We start from the raw sequence: 18,926 nt of genomic DNA, 5'->3' as shown, positions 1-18,926 counted from the left end.
GTATTGTACACGTTTTAAAGGAAGTGAAGGGTATGTCCATCAAATCAAAGCTAAATCGACTAAGGCCTCATTTGTCACAAAATGATGAAAGTAAAGTTGTGAACAAAAGCATGGAGCAAGGCCAAGATGAGAAAAAGTCCATTTCTGGTATTCCATATATAGAGAAGTGGCAGAAGGAAAATGTTTCGCCCTATTACTTCGATGGATCCTATTGCCTAGTAAAGGAGGTTAAATACCCTCTTGATGCACAGCATGGGAAATATCAATTTCGTGATTTTCTTACAGCGATTCATGCATGGAATCAAACAGATTTTGATCATCCCCTTTCAGCTCGAGGGTTTCGCCCTGAAGACCTGTTTTTCTTTGACACAGAAACCACAGGTCTTGGAGGGGGAACAGGAAATACGATATTTCTATTAGGTCAAGCAAGTGTACAAGGGGATCAGATTATCTTAAAACAGCATATTTTACCTAATCCAGGTGCGGAGGTGCCATTTTACAATAGTTTTCTTGAGGAAATCGACTATACAACTCTTGTGACCTATAATGGAAAGGCATTTGATTGGCCTCAGGTAAAGACTAGACATACTCTTATTAGGGAGCACGTTCCTAAATTACCTCCCTTTGGTCATTTTGATTTATATCATGCCTCAAGAAGAATTTGGAAGCATAGGCTTGAAAGATTAAAGCTATCCATTGTGGAGAAGGAAATTTTAGGAATTGAAAGAGAGGATGATGTTCCTGGATTTCTAGCCCCGATGATTTATTTTGATTTTGTAGAGAATCAAAACCCTGATGGAATGCTCGGAATTATGAAACATAATGAAATCGATATTTTATCCTTAATTACACTTTATACACATCTTACCTTTCAACTATTAAAGCTTGATCAATCTCAAACCTCCACCGAAAAATTTGAGATTGGGAAATGGTATGCTTCTCTCGGAGAAATATCAGCTGCAAAGGAGGTTCTTTCTGAGGTTGCTAGGGGAACAGAAGCCATCTCTACCCAGGCAAAGCATGCCTTAGCGCTAGAGTATAAACGGCAGCATAGCTGGGATATTGCAAAAGGCCTATGGGAAGAAATTGCCCTTCAAAACGGTACGGATATTCATGTGGAGGCTTGCATAGAATTAGCCAAAATTTATGAGCATCGGGAAAAATTATATAGTAAAGCACTCTCATATGCTTTGAACGCCAACAAATTACTTCAAATAAATGAAAATGTTGGGTCTAATAAAACTTTGAGAATAAAAATTGATAATGAGAAAAGAATTAATAGATTACAAGGCAAATTAAACCGGTTAAAGGATAAGCTATAGACAAAATAGTAATAGATTCAAGATACTTCATAGAACGTTCACGAAATGCCATATATTCCTTGTTGTAAGTATTAAGTTATCAGTTTAGAATATTGAATTGGTAATTTAGTAAATAAAATATAGGTGATGTATGTAATGTATAAAGCAGTTCTTTTTATGTTCTTTGTCCTCATTTGTTTAACGGTGATTTTATTTTCAAGCCTTCGGGATAGTTTTTATTCTTTACTATAATTTAAAAACTAAACGAAATGCTTGTATTATCCTAATATATGTAAAATTAGGTATTTTGTTTAGTACAAGATACTCCCTTTCTTCATAGCTTGTTAGTGTAGGAAATATACGAAATGAGGAAAGGAGAGAGTTAAAATATGCCTTGGTTCCCTGGAAATGTATGTCCACCAATTGTTCATCCAACGAAATGTTGTGTAAATCATAACTTTATTAATAATGTGGTGCCACACATCCATCCATCACATACAACAACTGTCAACCACATTAATTTCCAACACAAACATTTTTTTCCGCATACTCAATCTGCGGTAAATCAAGTGACTAACCAACAATTTATTTGCCCTGGACCTATGCCTGGTCCTACTCCTGGACTAGGAGCTAGTCCTTATCCGTTCTTTGGAAGATAAAATTTACTAATAGACCAAGGACTGATTATTAAATCAGTCCTTTTCTATGGACATGTTGTGGGCTTAAAGTTTTTATCTTACTTAAAAATTGTTCTATAATGCATATGAAGGTGTAAAAACCGTCATGTTTATGATAGCATGGTGTTGTAGAAACTATACATAAGAGAGTAGGCTAGAACATAGATTGGTAAAGATTGCATTAGTATCTGGTTATAAGGCACAAGAATTAGGCATTTTTAAACAAAATCATCCAAGTATTCACTTTATAAAAATGGCCATCAAAAGAAATTTAGAAGTTTTATTAGATGAAGGATTAGAATGGGTCATTATCAGCGGTCAGCTAGGCACCGAGATTTGGACTGCAGAGGTAGTCTTTGATTTACAAATTGAAGGATATTCTGATTTAAAGCTTGCGGTTATTACTCCATTTTTAAACCAAGAAAAAAATTGGAGCGAGGCAAATAAGGAATTGTATGAATCAGTGATAAGCAAAGCAGACTTTGTAGATTCTATCACAAAAAAAGAGTATGAAAGCCCTTCGCAATTTCGAATAAAAAATCAATTTTTAATCGAAAAAAGTGACTTGCTCATCCTTTTTTACGATGAAGAAAAGGAAGGAAGCCCTAAATACCTTTTTCAAACAGCGAAGGAATACGGTGAGAGGAATGAAGCTGATTATGAAGTTAGACTAATTTCCTTTTATGATTTACAGGTATTGGTTGAGGAAGAAAATGAATGGGGAAATAATTGAAAGAAAAATTGACAAATACATTAATTTTTGAAAAAATAAAAATGATGACTGGTGATTTACTGAGGTGATTGGAATGCTTTCGGATAAAATTAAATTGACAGCTAAAGATATTTTAGAGAAGGAATTTAAAACAGCTGTCCGTGGTTATAAACAAGAAGAAGTAGATAAATTTTTAGATTTAATTATTAAAGACTATGAAACGTTACATCAAGAAATAGAGATGCTGCAGCAAGAAAATCTGCGATTAAAAAAGCAGATGGAGGAATCTTCGAAGAGACCGACCTCACAAACAGCTGCTGCGGGAACAACAAACTTTGATATATTAATGCGATTGTCTAATCTAGAAAAACATGTATTCGGTAATAAACTATATGATTGATTGGATATTATTACCGAGTAAAACCTATTGATTTTTATATACTAGTTGCGTATACTAACTTAGTAGTCGTTAATCACGTTCGGGTAATCGCTGCAAAGAGCTTTATGCGAATTGTAGAGGAAAGTCCATGCTCGCACGAGCTGAGATGCTCGTAGTGTTCGTGCCTAGCGAAGTCATAAGCTAGGGCAGTAAGGATTCGTCTTTGCTGACGGCAGGGAAAATGCCTAAGTCCATTTGGATATGGTGTGAATACCTTGAAAGTGCCACAGTGACGTAGCCTCTTTAGAAATAAAGAGGGTGGAACGAGGTAAACCCCGCGAGCGAGAAACCCAAATTATGGTAGGGGCACCTTCTCTAAGGAAATGAACGAGAGAGAAGGACAGGTTGATTTTTCAATCTGTAGATAGATGATTGCCACCGGAGTACAAGACTTTTGTCGTTTGTAGTACAATGGTACAAAACATGGCTTACAGAACGTTATTAATGAGAATAGTATAGAATTATCGAGGACTCTCCTGTTTGATGGGGAGTCTTATTTTGTTTTATAAGAATATTTATGCTAAAGATTATTTAAAACATAATTATATGATAAAATATTCCCGGTTTAGCCTTAATTTTTTCCCCCTGAAACTAAGACTCACTATATAATAGATAATAAGGAATAATACCAACGTCCTAAGATCAATAATGAATGATTTTCACTGGGGGATACGCTTATGGGTGATAGACTACTTAATGATTTGATGGATGTAAATTCATCATTATCTACTGTGATATTTGAACATATGCAAGAGGGAGTTATGATATTAGATCGTGATTTCAATATCATCTCTCTTAACCCCTGGGCGCAAAAGGTTACATTATACTCAGAAAATGAGATTGTTGGGACTCATTTTTCTAAATTATTTGTTGATAAACACAAATATGAGTTGATACTTTTACATATAAAGCAAGATGGAAAATGGGTTGGAGAGGTATGGAAAACTAGGAAGAATGGGGTCATTTATCCAGAATGGATGAATGTCCAATCCGTTAACACTAATGAAAATCTTGTTACAAACTATTGTATTGTGTTTAGGGATATGTCTAGGCAAAAAAACTCAATAACTGAGCTTAAACTAGCAGAAAAGGCACTCGAAAATACGAGTGAAGGGGTATTAATAACTGATATACGTGGAAAAATCATATCAGTAAACCCTGCATTTGAAATAGTAACGGGCTATTCTGAAGCAGAGGTTATTGGTCGAAATCCGAATATATTACAATCAGGAATTCATAATAAAATGTTTTACAAAAACATGTGGGAGTATATACATAAATTCGGTACATGGAAAGGAGAAATTTGGAATAGAAGAAAGAACGGCGAAATTTATCCAGAGTGGATCAATATTAGTTCTATTAAGGATGAAAATGGGGTAGTGACAAATTTCGTTGCCGTCTTTTCTGATATCACCGATCGAAAACTAGCAGAGGAACAATTAAAGGAGCTTGCTCATATTGATACACTGACAGGAGTAGCAAATCGATATTCCTTTAATGAGAGATTTCAAAATCTATTGGGCACCGCGAAAACTCATAAGCAGCAATTAGCACTCCTTTTCTTGGATTTAGATCGTTTTAAGTATATCAATGATACCCTTGGCCATAATTTAGGTGATAAGCTTTTAAAAAGTGTCTCCTCAAGAATTCAAGGATTGCTTAAAAATAAAGATATGATTGCACGTCTTGGTGGAGATGAGTTTGTTATCATCATTACAAATATTAAGCATCCTAAGGAAGCAAAGATTCACGCGCAGCAAATTATTGACTGTTTAACAGATTCATTTATACTAGAAAAACAGGAAATCTTTGTTTCAACAAGTATCGGAATTAGTTTATATCCCCATGATGGAACAACGAAGGATGAACTCCTGCGAAAAGCTGACAAAGCCATGTATAAGGCAAAGTCAATGGGAAGAAATAAGTATGAATTTTATCATTCGGATTTTCATGAAAATGAAACTACATATTTTCAAATGGAAACGAAACTGAGAAAAGCATTGGAGAATAATGAATTTTTCCTTGTTTACCACCCGCTATTAGATGTGGATAAGAAAAAAATAACTGGAGTGGAGGCCTTAATTCGTTGGGAGCAAAGAGATCTTGGCACCATTCCACCTAGTGAATTTATTCCGTTGGCTGAAGAAACTGGATTAATTATTCCTATCAGTGATTGGGTTATGGGGAGAGCGTTAGAAGATTTAAAGAAAATACATCTCGCAGGGTATCCTAATATTCGAATGAGCATTAACATTTCCGCTATGTATTTTAATCAAGATGACTTATTGAAAAGGGTCAAACACATTATTGACGAAACGAATGTGAATCCTCATTATATTGATTTCGAATTGACTGAAAGTATGATTATGTCCAATGCTACAAAAACGATAGATAAGCTAGTTAAATTAAAACAATTAGGCATTAAATTTTCTATTGATGATTTTGGTACAGGGTATTCTTCACTTAGTTACCTAAATCGTTTTCCAATCGATAGCTTAAAAATAGATCAAAGCTTTATTAGAAAATTAACTGTCTATCATGAAGATGCCTCGATTGTTGAGGCAATTATTACTATGGCACATCGGCTCCATTTACAAGTAGTCGCTGAAGGTGTGGAGAATCATAAACAACTTCAATTTTTACGTAATGAGAGCTGTGATTTGATACAAGGCTTTTATATTACAAAGCCAATTATTATTTCTGAATTAATCGATTTTCTAGAAATCTGGGATGAAGAAATAGAATTATAAGGGTGAAGAAATGGCAAATTATCAATTGATTGCAACATCAGCAATGGGTCTCGAGTCTATTGTGGCAAAAGAAGTAAGAGATTTAGGCTATGATTGTCAAGTTGAGAATGGAAGGATCAATTTCTCTGGAGATGAATCAGCAATTGTTCGTTCAAATCTTTGGCTAAGAACAGCTGATAGAATTAAGATTAAAGTTGGTGAGTTTAAGGCCACTACCTTTGATGAACTCTTTGAAAAAACAAAATCCCTTCCGTGGGAGAGGTATTTACCGGAAAATGCCGAATTCCCCGTGATTGGAAAATCAGTAAAATCCAAGCTTTTTAGCGTCTCTGATTGCCAAGGAATTGTTAAGAAGGCAGTAGTAGAGCGGATGAAAAGGCATTATAAACACGTAAGCTGGTTTGAAGAGAATGGACCGTTATATCGAATAGAGGTTGCTTTACATAAAGATATTGCTCTAATAACCTTAGATACGAGCGGGAGTGGTTTGCATAAGAGGGGTTATCGTGCTGGTCAAGGGGAAGCACCTCTAAAGGAAACTTTGGCAGCAGCACTTGTTCTATTAACGAATTGGACGCCTGATAGGCCGTTTGTTGACCCATTTTGTGGCTCCGGTACCATTCCAATCGAGGCAGCGCTTATTGGCCAGAATATCGCTCCTGGCTTTAATCGTGAGTTTGTGTCTGAGGCTTGGCATTGGATTCCTCAAAAGGTTTGGGATGAGGCAAGGGATGAAGCAGAAAATTTAGCAAAGTATGATCAAGAACTAGATATTACAGGTAGTGATATTGATCATAGGATGGTAAAAATTGCGAGTGAAAATGCCTTTGAGGCTGGTCTTGGAGACATGCTTCAGTTTAAGCAAATGCAAGTGAAAGACTTTACTACTACAAAAGAATATGGTGTTATTGTCGGAAATCCACCGTACGGTGAGCGTCTCGGGGACCAAGCAACTGTAGAAAAAATGTACAGAGAAATGGGTGTAGCATTTGCGCCATTAGATACTTGGTCCATTTACATGCTGACCTCAAATGAACAATTTGAACAATTGTACGGAAGACAGGCAACAAAGAAAAGAAAGCTCTTCAATGGTTTTATTAAAACAGATTATTATCAGTATTGGGGTAAAAGACCTCCAAGAAAATAATCATATTCCTTATGAAAAGCAAAGTTCTTTTCTTTAAAGTAAGACGACTCACTCCTTTTTATGATAATAGTTTAAAGAAAACTGGTTATGCAGCCAGTTTTTTCTCATTCTTATTACGGAGGTTTACATGCTAAATCAACTACCATTTACTATTGCACCATCTGATTCATTCTTCGATAAATTAAGTGAATGGATTGGAGACGTATTTTATGATATTTTACCAGAGGCTGGATTTGAGCTTCGTGATGAACAAATTTTTATGGCCTATCAGCTAGAAAATGCCTTTAAGGAGAAGAAGGTGATTTTTGCTGAAGCTGGAGTAGGTACGGGGAAGACAATTGTATATTTACTTTATGCTATTTGCTACGCACGCTTCAAGAAATTACCCGCTATCATTGCATGCGCTGATGAAACCCTTATAGAACAGCTTGTAAAAAAAGAAGGGGACATTGCAAAATTAGAGCAAGCATTGAATTTAAAGATAGATGTCCGCTTGGCTAAATCAAGAGACCAATACTTATGTTTAAACAAGCTCGACAATACAGTGAATCTGGATGATACATTTAGTTCTGTATATGAACAACTACCTGAGTTTGTTCATAAAGGCGCATCCATGCAGCAGTTTAGCCGGTATGGGGATAGGAAGGACTATCCGGAATTAACTGATGAGCATTGGGAAAAGATTGGTTGGGATTCATTACAGGATTGCTTTATGTGTGATAGAAGACATCGTTGTGGAATGACCTTACATCGAGATTATTATCGTAAAGCTGAAGATATTATTATTTGCTCCCATGACTTTTATATGGAGCACATCTGGACAAAGGATTCAAGAAGGAGAGAGGGACAGCTTCCTTTACTTCCAGAAGCATCGTGTGTCGTATTTGATGAGGGACATTTGCTGGAATTTGCGAGTCAAAAGGCATTAACCTACCGTTTATCCGAGCAGACAATGGAATCATTACTAACGAAGCTACTATCAAATGATGTGAGAGAAAGCACCTTACATCTAATTGAAGATGCGATTTATGAAAATGAATCTTTCTTTCAATTGCTATCTAACCAAGCGTTAGAGGCTGCTGGCTCAGATAAAAAAAGGATTGTAAAAACATCGAATCTCTTAACGCAAGCAAAAAGGCTTTTTCAAAAATTAACTTCACTAGAAGAAGAGCTTGTTTTTGAAAGTGAAATGTACGTGATTAATGAGTATGATTTAAAAATTGTGGAGGAGCATTTAGACCAAATCACCTACTCACTCTCCCTTTTCCTTGGTGAATTAAAAGGAATTATTTGGTTTGAGGAGGATAAAGAGGAAAGAACCTTGGTAATTATGCCAAGAATGGTTGAGGATATCCTCAGAAAAGAGGTGTTTTCTCAAAAGAAACCATATGTTTTCTCCTCTGCAACCCTTTCAGAAAATAAATCCTTTGAATATATGGCTGGTAGCTTAGGCATTGAAGATTATCTATCATTTTCTGTTGCCTCACCTTTTGATTATGATGCGAATATGGTCATCAAAATGCCTAGCTTTATTAAGGAAAATCAAGAGAGCAAAATGGAGTATACGTTGAATCAATTGAAGCATACAGGTGGACGTGGGCTCGTATTATTTTCTAATAGGGATGATTTATATCAGTTTAAGTCCTATGTTCAGGGGAAAGCTGATTTTCCTATCTATTTTGAAGGTGACGCTGAAATTAGTACGATCGTGTCTCAATTTCAAAATGAGGAAGCGTCTGTATTGTGCTCGATTCATTTATGGGAGGGGTTAGATATCCCTGGAAGCTCCCTTCAAAATGTGATTATCTTCTCACTGCCATTTCCACCGGATGATCCTGTATTTGAGGCAAAGAGAGAGGGGCATGATCAGCCATTTATAGAAGTTGATTTGCCTTATATGCTCTTAAGATTAAGGCAGGGAGTCGGTAGGCTTATACGCAGTAGCGAGGATAAAGGCATTGTTCATATCCTGCTTGAAGAGAATACAGACGAATGGATTATTGATAAAGTAAAAGCAGTTCTTCCGACAAAAGTTAAATAAACGAAAAAAGGAGAAGCACAAATTGGCTTCTCCTTTTCCTGTTATCTCAATATTCTAGTTGCCTCGGGACTCATTTTGTCTGGGCTCCAGGCAGGTTCCCAAACTAAATTGATATCTACGTCTTTAATTTCTTCGACATTTAAGACAGAGTATCTGACACCTGTAACAATGCTGTCGTGAAGTGGACAACCTGGGGTAGTTAACGTCATCGTAATATGGGCAACACCATCTTCTGAAACGGAAATATCATAAATCAAACCAAGATCAACCACATTAATTCCTAATTCTGGATCTAATACAAATTTTAATTGAGATTTTATTTTATTAATGATTTCTTCCACAGTAGAAATCCTCCTTATTTTTTTAATACTAAAGCTATGTTTATGCTAAAGACTAGAACAGCCAAAGAAAATATGATTTGTCCCAAATAAAAAATAGTTAAATTCTTGATTATAACTGACATAGCTACTAGTAATGTCCCGATAATAAAGGAAATAAAGAGCGGCGGGGCTAGTTTGTCATTAATCATATCCTTCAATACAGGAACCTTCTTCTTTCCAATATCCTTGCTATATTTATGTGTCCACCATAGAAAGGGAACGATTTTATACAAGTATCCAATAATACTAAAGGCAATCCAAAAGTAAAAATAGGATAATAGAAGTGGGGCAGCATATTGAGCAAAATCCCCGAAAATGGCAACAATCACAGAAATTAAATGAATGAGCCATCCAAATAAAATAGCTAATAGGGCATAGGTAAATGGACGATCTAATATTTTCTTTACTCTCTTCTGAAGAATATGGATGATATGAGCTGAAAATAGAGAAAATCCAAGGAGTAACAAGATAAGCCCTGCTAATACTAGTCCATCCTCATTGGTAAAAAAGGCTAATATCATCGTGACTAAACCGGCAAAATAGAATAAAAATACCCATTTCGCTGGTTTCATTGAAAAACCATGGGATAAGGAAAACATGGGAACCATTTTATATGAAAAACCAAAAATGAGTAATGAAAACCAACCAGTTGAACCTAACAAAATGTGGCTTTTAAAAATTGCCTGGTAATGAGGTCCAAGAAAACCCGTTTTCCAGCTCGTTACAAGAGTGATTCCTAATAATATTGTTAGAAAGAATGAGATTAAACCAGTTCCAACAAATAGAGTTAGGATATTAGGTGTAGGCTGCTTTTTTAACGTCATCAGCATTTGAAATAAAAATAAAAGAATTCCGATGACAGTGATAGCTGCTGGAAGCAATGCTGTTTCTGGAGCATATAACAGGGTATGGGTAAACCAAAGTATCCCACCTGCTGTAATTAAAAATTGAACAAAGCCTAATTTTTCACTCCAAATCGGTGTTAAGAATGCAACAGGTACCAGCTGATACATAGCGCCCATTGCTGTGATTACAGCCCATCCTAGAATGAATAAATGGGCTGCCGACCATATAGGAGGAATCCGAAAACTTCCTGAAATAATATTATTTCCATTCATCAGTAGGATCAGTTGTGAAGAAATAAAAGCCAGTAAGCCAAATAAAATAAAAGAAAATGGCAGCTTAATATTGGTTTCATTTCCTTTGCTTTGTGGAATCATTTAAGCCTCACCCTTTTATTTAGTTATGATTATTTGATAACTGCCATCTTCACGTGGCTCTGTTTGATGTTTATAGCCTAGCTCATCAAGCTGCTCATATAAAAACATGGGCCTTCTATCATTAATAATCGTCAATTCCTCATGATCACCAAGGGATTTTAGCGCTTCTAAGGTTCTCATCATTGGCTGTGGCGGCTCAAGTCCGCGGTTATCTAGCAACATTCGATTATCTCCCTTGCTTTGTAAATGTAACTTTCCAATGCTTTGATTCTATTTTTTCTACTTCATTTGTAAAGCCTTTCCCTTTAAGAACAGCGAAAAGAGGAACAGGTTTAAATGGAGCGTGAAGTATAAATATATCATTTTCCTCTAAATCAGAAATAGCTTCCATAATTTTTTGGAAGGGCTCTAATTTATTTTTTAAGTCCTCACGAACATCTAGCTCCACAATTCTTTGACTCATGATTTCATCCTCCTTTATAAATAAAACCTACGATGGTGACCTATTCAACAATAATATGTAATGGTGTTTCTTTAGATTCTACAGTGATTCTTATTTAAATATAAGCACAGTTACAAATATGGTCCCCTGATATTCTTCATTTTATCAAGGTGTTATTGGAAATGTTGTGACCTAAATCATAGAAATAGAAATTTATGATTCTCATTCTCAACCATATGATTGATAAAGAAGTTGATTGATCTATTGGGAAAAATTGGTGCAAAAATATTGAATTGAAATGTGACGTGCTTCACTATTTATTCTTGAATAGGAGAATATAATGAGGTGGAATTATTACTTTATAGGAGGAACAATACTTATGAAAGAATTTGCACAAACAGTAATCGTCCCAGACTTTCCGCCTAAGGAAAAGCACCCAACCATTTTCCGTACATTTGATTCTTTAGAATCCGGTGAATACATGCTACTTGTAAACGATCACGATCCAAAGCCATTACGTTATCAATTTATGGTAGAGAGAGAAGATCAATTTACATGGGAGTACTTAGAAGAAGGACCCGATACATGGAAAGTTTCAATCGGTAAAAAATAAAATAGGTGCCAGGCACCATCCATTTTTTGGATGGTGCCTGGCACCTAAATTCTGAATTGTGTGCTAAAATGGAATATGAATCCAAATGAAAAGGGGCAATGCATTTATGAACACTATTCAGAAAATAGAAAAAGAGTTTTTTGACTACGTAAAGAAGATAGTCTCTTATAATGAAGCATTATCACTCATCTATTGGGATTTACGTACAGGAGCCCCAAAGAAAGGAATTAATCAACGTTCTGAAGTCATTGGTGTTTTATCATCCGAAGTATTTCATATGTCTACCTCTGATCAAATGGCAAATTACATAGAAAAGCTATCGGAGAAAGAAGTTGCTGGAGAACTTTCGAAAATAACAAAAGGGTTAGTAGAGGATTGTAAAAAGACGTATGAACGGAATAAGAAAATTCCTGCAAATGAGTATAAGGAATACGTCATCCTTCAATCAAAGGCTGAAAGCGTTTGGGAGGAAGCAAGGGCAAATTCTGATTTTGAAATGTTTCGACCATATTTAGAGAGGCTTGTTGATTTTAACAAGCGTTTCATTCATTACTATGGATACAAAGGGAACAAATATAATGCATTACTAGACTTATATGAGCCTGGTGTAACTGTAGAATTGTTAAATAAGGTTTTTGGAGAGCTTAAGAATGCAATAGTACCGTTAGTACAGCAAATATCAAATGGAAACAGAAAACCTGAAACTAGCTTCCTATTTAAAACTTTTCCAAAGGATCAACAACGTGACTTTAGCTTAGAAATCCTTAATCAAATGGGATATGACTTTGCTGCAGGAAGACTGGATGAAACGATACATCCTTTTGAAATTAGCCTAAATCCAGGGGATGTACGGGTCACAACAAGGTATGATGAAAATGACTTTCGAACTGCGGTATTTGGGACCATTCATGAAGGGGGACACGCCCTTTACGAGCAAAATATTTCAAGCGACTTAATAGGAACCACACTTTGTGCTGGAACCTCTATGGGGATTCATGAGTCACAATCCCTATTCTTTGAAAATTTTGTTGGTCGAAATTATTCCTTTTGGAAGAAGAACTATAGCTTGTTAAATAAATACGCAAAAGAACAGTTTGATGGGATTACATTAGATGATTATTATTTTGCCATAAATGAATCAAAGCCGTCTTTAATTAGGATTGAAGCTGATGAACTAACTTATCCTTTACATGTCATTATTCGGTATGAAATGGAATTAGGATTATTTAATGATGAGATCGAGGTTAAGGATATCCCGAAAATCTGGAATGATAAATATGAACACTATTTAGGAATTAGACCTATGAAAGATGCAGAGGGTGTTCTTCAAGATGTCCATTGGGCAGGAGGGAGCTTTGGCTATTTCCCATCGTATGCTTTAGGATATATGTATGCAGCTCAATTTAAAAATGCTCTATTAAAGGATATCCCAGGGTTCGATCAATTATTGGAGATAGGAAATCTAAAACCAATCAAAGAATGGTTTACAAAGAATATCCATCAATATGGAAAATTGAAACAGCCATTGGAAATATTGCACGATGCAACCGGTGAGGGATTAAACTCAAAATACCTAATCCACTATTTAGAAACAAAATACAAAGGATTATATCAGTTGTAGGCTATATAATCTAAATAAATAAGCAAAAAAAGCTCCCAACAGTAAGTTGGGAGCCCGTTTTTTACCACAATTTGAATCCTTTTGCTCCAGGAGGCGCATTTTGAATAAGGTCAATAAATGGAATCGTGTAAGCAAATAGGATAAGTAATGCTGTAATGCCAAGCCAAATCTTCCAGTTTTCGAATACCATTGGTGCTTTTTCTGTAGCATTTTCTGCCTCTCCAAGAGGGAATTCTTGTTCACCCTTAGGAGCGAAGAATGCAAGATTTACAAAGATGTATAGCATTAGAATGATAGATAAGAATAAGATTGATCCACCAACAGCTTGAGCGATTTGGTAAGGAACCCAATCAGCAGCCTGTGCAGAAGCAGCGTAATCTGAGAATGCAGAACGACGTGGAGCTCCTAGTAATCCAGCTGCGTGCATGGCTCCTGACATGAAAGTCATACCAACTGCCCAAAGAACACCTTGGATAATAGCTAATTTGTTCATTGCCTTTGATAAAGTACGTCCAGTTAAGTGTGGTACTAACCAATAAGCTGTTCCAAAGAAAGTAAGAACTACTGCTGTAGCTAGAGTTAAATGGAAGTGTCCAGTAACCCAAATAGTATTATGAACAACTTGGTTCATTTGGTGAGATGCATTGACCATACCACCAGCACCAGCTGGAATGAAGGCTAACATACCGATGAAAGGTACTGTGAATCGAGCATCTCCCCAAGGAAGTTTTCTAAACCATCCAAATAGACCAGTTGCTCCTTTTGAACGACCGAATCTTTCAAATGTCGCAAATAATGAGAAGGCGGTCATTAAAGAAGGAATAACAACTAAGAATGTTAATACAACCTGTAAGAACTTCCAAGCTGGATCAATACCAGGTTCCAACAATTGATGGTGGAAACCAACTGGGATTGAGAATAATAAGAACAAGATAAATGACATACGTGCTAATGAATCTGAGAAAATTTTACCACCGATAACTTTTGGAATAATGACATACCATGCCATGTAGGCTGGAAGTAACCAGAAGTATACTAGTGGGTGTCCAAAATACCAGAACAATGTACGGCTGACACCAACGTTTACGGTATCAACGAGCCCCATTGACCATGGTAGTAATTGAACTAATACAGTTGCTGCAACACCTAAAGTAGCAACATCCCATAAAATGGTATTTACAGTAGCCATAAAGGTAAGCAATGGACTAGGTTGACCTGGGTTATTTTTACGCCATCTTACATAACCCATAATAATTGCAGCACCGTCAATCCAGCTACCAACAACGACAAGTGTTAATCCTAGGTAGTAAAGGAAATGTGCTTGTAATGGTGCATAGAAAGTATATAGTACAGATGCCTCATTTAATAGAATCATCACAGCTGCCATTGCTGTACCGATTGTCATGACCCAAAAGCCAATCCATCCGGCTAAACGCTGACCTTTTGAATATGTACCGGACGTACGGCTAACGCCTGAGTGTTCAAAACCTAAGATAAAGAATGTAGTTAAGACAAGTGCTAAGATAACACCGTGAACGGTTAATATTTGATAATAAGTAATTCCAGCAGGTAAGGTTACCTTGCCAGTACGGACTAATACTTGTAATAGTCCGGCAATACCGCCTAACGCTAATGCAATAAATGCCACATAGAAGTGGGCCATTGCTAATTTGCCATCACGGCGGTCAACTTTTGGGTTAGCTGTTGGGCTAAGCATTATTTAACCACCTCGATTTTTGAAGTCATCATGTGGTGACCAGTACCACAGTATTCATTACAAAGAATTAAATATTCACCAGGTTTTTCAAAAGTAGTAACAATTTCACTGAGATATCCAGGTTCAAGCATCATATTAATATTGGTACCAGCAACCTCAAATCCGTGCATGACATCCTTAGTAGTTGCAATTACCTTTACTTTAGCTCCAAGTGGAACCTCTACATTACCAGGATTATAAGCAAATGCTTGTGCTACAAAGACAAGTTCATAATCCCACTCTTTTCCTTCCACTTTATGAAGACCAGGTTTATCGAATGGTGCTGTTGTGTCGATTTTCTCTGGGTCGACTGTTTTCAAACAGCTAGGTGGCTGATTTCCAAGATAGAATGCGCTTACTCCAAGTACAGTAAGGAAAACTAGAAGGGCGCCTACTCCGAAAATAAGCCATATTTTTTCAAATTTATGCATATGCATAGCTTAATTTCCCCTTTCTATTTCTTAAAAACGATCCAAGAATAAGAAGTAAACTCCAACCCATACCGCTACTAGGAAGAACCCTAATAAGAAAACGGAGGCCATAGTTCCTTTTAAGTTGGAACTATCTTCAACTTCGGTCTTTGTTTTGTTGCTAAGTTCCGTTTTCACCATGCTCTACACTCCCCTCATGTTTTTTAAATAAATAAATAATTACACTTTCATAATACCTAACAATTCAAAAGATTCCATTGGTGTTTAAGGTATTTCACAAATTGTTCATTAATCAATTTAATACTATGGTAATAGTAATAAATTGATATATCAGTGACGAATATCACAAAAACGGATTCCAAAATGTGAATAAATTGTGAAGTGTTGAATAATCATCATCATAAAAGCCTTGGTATTCCTAGAGTTTGTGTACATTACCCGAATATAATATATTTTCCAATTAAATGCAGTATTTGGAAAAGTCAAAAAATAGATTATGACAATATAGTGAACAAATTAGCAGATAAACCATTCACTAAAATAATAATTTTTCATAAAATATCCAACGGAATGATTTTGAAAAGTGAGTGGGTAAAATGTTTAAGTATTATTGTGATCAATGTAGACTCCTGTATAATAGTGAAGTAAATTGTAAGAATTGCGGAGTGGTTGTGAAGAATAAAATTTGGATAGAGGTTCATAATCAGAAAAACAACCATCAATAAAAATGGAATCATGAAAACAAAAGGGGATGATTCCAGAAAAAGAGGGACCATGTTAAACGGCCACCAATCTGGGAAGGCAGAGTGGCTGTCTCATCGGGTGTGCAGACACCATTTGAGACAGCCACTTTAATTTTTTATTTCATTTCAATCATTAGTATTACTTCAAGAGCACCTATATTCTCCATTTGAATCGGAAGACGAAAGGCCTTTTCGAAACCATAAACCTTAGTTTGCCCGACTAATACAGTAGGTGGAGTAATATCCATTTCAAATCCTTTTTCCGAAATGGAAGTTGAAAGGTTACCTGCAATCATATTTCCGAGCTCACCTGCGAAGGATTCTAGCATCTCGCCCTCTAGCGCCATACCGAACATTCCTTCTCCAATCTTCCCGAAAATTGATTCCTCACCATTAATGATGATCCTTCCTCTTAAATCACCAGTCATACCAATTAATACACCGACTGAATGTTGGGTAAAAGGTTGGGTGAATAAAGAGGGTTTTTCAACAGCAACCTCAAAAGGGAGGACAGCTTTTACTGATTCAATTGTTCCATTTAGTATATCTGTTATGTATTTTGATAGTGTCATGAAATTTTACCCCCTACTTTCTTACCAATTATCTTATCATAACTTCAATTTCATCGGTGTAACATAATTGAAAAAAGTAAATAAAAAAATTGACATTAATAACAAATTTTCCAATAAAAATTTATAGTGTCAATTTATCATAGATTGGAAAATTCCAAAAAAGAATTGGTAATGATTAAATAATGAATTATGCTCTAATAAAAAATATAATAGTAATTGCACAGCAACATCCTTCAAAACGTTATGGGGTTGTCCCAAAAGGAAAGGTATCAGGTACCTTTCCATTTTGGGACAACCCCTATTTTTTTACTATCTCCATAAAAGGAAGAGGAATAATTATGGCAAAAAGGAGCAGTATAAAAGGAAAAAGAATCCTAGGTGAATGACCAATGCCCACCATTTTGTCTATCTCAGAAGCAAGTCCTCCTTATGAATTAAAACAGGAGGATGTTTTAGAGTTTGCTCGGGAGCTATTTTCTAGTTCTTTCAAGGATATTGAAAGGCTATTAACTGTATTTCATAATGGATGTATCGAGAAACGATATTTTGTAAAACCATTAGATTGGTATCGTGAAGATCATTCTTTTCAAGAAAAAAACAAGGCATACATCGAAGCAGCGGTACAACTGGGAACTCAAGCCATCCAAAATTGCTTACAAAACCAGTCTTTTTTATTGAGGGAAATCCTCTGTAAGGAAATTGACGCGATCTTCTTTATTTCTAGTACCGGAATATCCACTCCAAGTATGGAAGCAAGAATTATGAATGTTCTTCCTTTTTCCGAGCATACAAAAAGGATACCGATTTGGGGTTTAGGCTGTGCAGGCGGTGCAGCTGGACTTAGCCGTGCATTTGAATATTGTAAGGCGTTTCCAAACTCAAAGGTTTTGGTTTTATGTATTGAGTTATGCAGTTTAACCTTTCAAAGAAATGATTTTTCAAAAAGCAATTTGATAGGGAGTTCTCTTTTTGCAGATGGTGCTGCGTGCTCGCTTATCGTAGGAGATGAGGTTAATAAAGATGAATTATATAAATTGAAGTGCTACCCTAATATCGTTACAACTCAGTCAACTCTAATGAAACATTCACTTGATGTAATGGGCTGGGATTTAAGAAAGGAAGGTCTATTTGTCATCTTCTCAAGAGATATCCCTTCCATAATTGAAAAATGGTTAAAGCCTAATGTTAATCAATTCTTGAATAACTATCATATTAATATAGAAGATATTCATCATTTCATTGCTCACCCTGGTGGAAAAAAAGTATTAGAAGCATACAAAGAAACATTAAGTCTTCCTTCAGAAATGATAGATGACTCCCTCCATATATTGAGAAATTACGGAAATATGTCATCCGTTACAGTCATTTATGTATTAAAGAGATTTTTGGAAAAAGGTAAATCTAATGAGATGGGATTAGTTACTTCCTTAGGTCCAGGTTTTAGCTCAGAACTACTATTATTAAGGTGGGAGTAGATTTGCTATTTGCTATATTTCTATTGGTTATCCTCCTTCAAAGAGGTATTGAACTAGCAATCGCTAAAAAAAATGAATTATCCATGAAAAGGCAAGGAGCAATAGAGTTTGGACAAAGACATTATCCATTTATTATAGCGGTCCATGCTCTGTTCTTAGTAACAGTTAGTCTAGAGGTACTGATAGGTGAAAAACAACTTTCACATGTCTGGCCGTTAATATTATCCTTGTTTTTGCTTACGCAAATCGTAAGGATCTGGGTAGTTGTTTCACTTGGGTCCTTTTGGAACACCAAGATCCTTGTTCTTCCACAGGCAAGTGTTATTAAGAGGGGCCCATACCGATTTCTTAAGCATCCCAATTATCTCGTTGTCACCCTTGAATTTCTCCTTATTCCTTTGATGTTTAATGCTTATTATTCTGCGCTGATATTTACCCTATTAAACTTCGTGATTTTGAGTGTTCGAATACCAAGCGAGGAAAGGGCATTGAGGCGATTAACAGAGTACGGGTCTGTTTATATACCTAAAAAAAGGGTATTGCAAAGATTGTTAAAACGGATTTAGCAATGTAAAAAAGTTTATTGAAAATGATTATCGTTCGTGA

19 protein-coding genes and 1 other RNA gene are annotated in these 18,926 nt (G+C 35.9%); 12 read left to right on the top strand and 8 right to left on the bottom strand.

Annotation, left to right across the window (positions count from 1 at the left end; genetic code table 11):
• The first annotated feature begins 32 nt into the window (after positions 1–32).
• The 8 genes from BQ6100_RS13380 (at position 33) to BQ6100_RS13345 (ending at position 9,067) form a co-directional block, all read left to right on the top strand.
• Positions 33–1,322, top strand: a complete 1,290-nt coding sequence (locus BQ6100_RS13380) for a ribonuclease H-like domain-containing protein (protein ID WP_075982088.1) — start codon at positions 33–35, stop codon at positions 1,320–1,322.
• Between the two features lie 368 nt (positions 1,323–1,690).
• Positions 1,691–1,960 carry a CotD family spore coat protein gene (locus tag BQ6100_RS13375; RefSeq protein ID WP_075982087.1) on the top strand — a complete coding sequence of 90 codons (270 nt, stop codon included), beginning with the start codon at positions 1,691–1,693 and terminating at the stop codon, positions 1,958–1,960.
• A gap of 184 nt (positions 1,961–2,144) precedes the next feature.
• Positions 2,145–2,711 carry a DUF1273 domain-containing protein gene (locus BQ6100_RS13370; RefSeq protein ID WP_075982086.1) on the top strand — a complete coding sequence of 189 codons (567 nt, stop codon included), beginning with the start codon at positions 2,145–2,147 and terminating at the stop codon, positions 2,709–2,711.
• Positions 2,712–2,784: 73 nt separating this feature from the next.
• Positions 2,785–3,090: a cell division regulator GpsB gene (gpsB, locus tag BQ6100_RS13365; protein ID WP_075982085.1), complete on the top strand. Its 306-nt coding sequence runs from the start codon at positions 2,785–2,787 to the stop codon at positions 3,088–3,090.
• A 75-nt stretch (positions 3,091–3,165) separates the two neighbouring features.
• An RNA gene (gene rnpB / locus BQ6100_RS13360) (RNase P RNA component class B) lies at positions 3,166–3,565 on the top strand.
• Positions 3,566–3,806: 241 nt separating this feature from the next.
• A complete protein-coding gene (locus tag BQ6100_RS13355) occupies positions 3,807–5,879 on the top strand; it encodes a sensor domain-containing protein (protein ID WP_075982084.1) in 2,073 nt (690 codons plus the stop codon).
• A gap of 10 nt (positions 5,880–5,889) precedes the next feature.
• Positions 5,890–7,026, top strand: coding sequence for a THUMP domain-containing class I SAM-dependent RNA methyltransferase (locus BQ6100_RS13350; protein ID WP_075982083.1), 1,137 nt, complete (start codon positions 5,890–5,892; stop codon positions 7,024–7,026).
• Between the two features lie 127 nt (positions 7,027–7,153).
• Positions 7,154–9,067 carry an ATP-dependent DNA helicase gene (locus BQ6100_RS13345; protein WP_075982082.1) on the top strand — a complete coding sequence of 638 codons (1,914 nt, stop codon included), beginning with the start codon at positions 7,154–7,156 and terminating at the stop codon, positions 9,065–9,067.
• A 41-nt stretch (positions 9,068–9,108) separates the two neighbouring features.
• On the opposite strand, the gene BQ6100_RS13340 is transcribed toward BQ6100_RS13345, so the two are convergent.
• Genes BQ6100_RS13340 through BQ6100_RS13325 form a run of 4 tightly spaced genes read right to left on the bottom strand, consistent with a single transcriptional unit; the run spans position 9,109 to position 11,130 of the window.
• Positions 9,109–9,408 carry a metal-sulfur cluster assembly factor gene (locus BQ6100_RS13340; protein WP_235816528.1) on the bottom strand — a complete coding sequence of 100 codons (300 nt, stop codon included), beginning with the start codon at positions 9,406–9,408 and terminating at the stop codon, positions 9,109–9,111.
• A 14-nt stretch (positions 9,409–9,422) separates the two neighbouring features.
• Positions 9,423–10,667 carry a heme-copper oxidase family protein gene (locus BQ6100_RS13335; protein WP_075982080.1) on the bottom strand — a complete coding sequence of 415 codons (1,245 nt, stop codon included), beginning with the start codon at positions 10,665–10,667 and terminating at the stop codon, positions 9,423–9,425.
• A gap of 15 nt (positions 10,668–10,682) precedes the next feature.
• Positions 10,683–10,889: a DUF2249 domain-containing protein gene (locus BQ6100_RS13330; RefSeq protein WP_075982079.1), complete on the bottom strand. Its 207-nt coding sequence runs from the start codon at positions 10,887–10,889 to the stop codon at positions 10,683–10,685.
• 4 nt (positions 10,890–10,893) lie between these two features.
• A complete protein-coding gene (locus BQ6100_RS13325) occupies positions 10,894–11,130 on the bottom strand; it encodes a DUF2249 domain-containing protein (RefSeq protein ID WP_075982078.1) in 237 nt (78 codons plus the stop codon).
• 358 nt (positions 11,131–11,488) lie between these two features.
• Here BQ6100_RS13325 and BQ6100_RS13320 point away from each other — a divergent pair, with 358 nt between their 5' ends.
• The gene (locus BQ6100_RS13320) at positions 11,489–11,722 is read left to right on the top strand and encodes a DUF2249 domain-containing protein (RefSeq protein ID WP_075982077.1); all 234 of its coding nucleotides are present in this window, start codon (positions 11,489–11,491) and stop codon (positions 11,720–11,722) included.
• Between the two features lie 106 nt (positions 11,723–11,828).
• Complete coding sequence (locus BQ6100_RS13315; protein WP_075982076.1) at positions 11,829–13,343, top strand: carboxypeptidase M32; 1,515 nt, start codon at positions 11,829–11,831, stop codon at positions 13,341–13,343.
• 61 nt (positions 13,344–13,404) lie between these two features.
• Here the strand turns inward: BQ6100_RS13315 and BQ6100_RS13310 are convergent, their stop codons facing one another.
• From BQ6100_RS13310 to BQ6100_RS13295, 4 genes are all read right to left on the bottom strand, one after another.
• Positions 13,405–15,060 (bottom strand): b(o/a)3-type cytochrome-c oxidase subunit 1, encoded by a 1,656-nt coding sequence (locus BQ6100_RS13310; protein ID WP_075982075.1) that lies wholly within the window; start codon positions 15,058–15,060, stop codon positions 13,405–13,407.
• Positions 15,060–15,536, bottom strand: a complete 477-nt coding sequence (locus BQ6100_RS13305; RefSeq protein WP_075982074.1) for a cytochrome c oxidase subunit II — start codon at positions 15,534–15,536, stop codon at positions 15,060–15,062. Before BQ6100_RS13305 ends, BQ6100_RS13310 begins: the two co-directional genes overlap by 1 nt.
• A gap of 24 nt (positions 15,537–15,560) precedes the next feature.
• Positions 15,561–15,710: a subunit I/II of b(o/a)3-type cytochrome C oxidase gene (locus BQ6100_RS13300; RefSeq protein ID WP_075982073.1), complete on the bottom strand. Its 150-nt coding sequence runs from the start codon at positions 15,708–15,710 to the stop codon at positions 15,561–15,563.
• A gap of 679 nt (positions 15,711–16,389) precedes the next feature.
• On the bottom strand, positions 16,390–16,845 hold the full coding sequence (locus BQ6100_RS13295; RefSeq protein WP_075982072.1) for a chemotaxis protein CheX: 456 nt from the start codon (positions 16,843–16,845) through the stop codon (positions 16,390–16,392).
• A 389-nt stretch (positions 16,846–17,234) separates the two neighbouring features.
• On the opposite strand from BQ6100_RS13295, the gene BQ6100_RS13285 reads away from it, so the two are divergent.
• Positions 17,235–18,320, top strand: coding sequence for a type III polyketide synthase (locus BQ6100_RS13285; RefSeq protein WP_075982070.1), 1,086 nt, complete (start codon positions 17,235–17,237; stop codon positions 18,318–18,320).
• 2 nt (positions 18,321–18,322) lie between these two features.
• Positions 18,323–18,886: an isoprenylcysteine carboxyl methyltransferase family protein gene (locus BQ6100_RS13280; RefSeq protein WP_075982069.1), complete on the top strand. Its 564-nt coding sequence runs from the start codon at positions 18,323–18,325 to the stop codon at positions 18,884–18,886.
• Positions 18,887–18,926: the final 40 nt, after the last annotated feature.

It is taken from the genome of Bacillus massilinigeriensis (genome assembly GCF_900117315.1).
Classification (GTDB): Bacteria; Bacillota; Bacilli; order Bacillales; family Cytobacillaceae; genus Bacillus_BE; species Bacillus_BE massilionigeriensis.
This window is presented reverse-complemented; position numbering and strand designations above follow the sequence as displayed.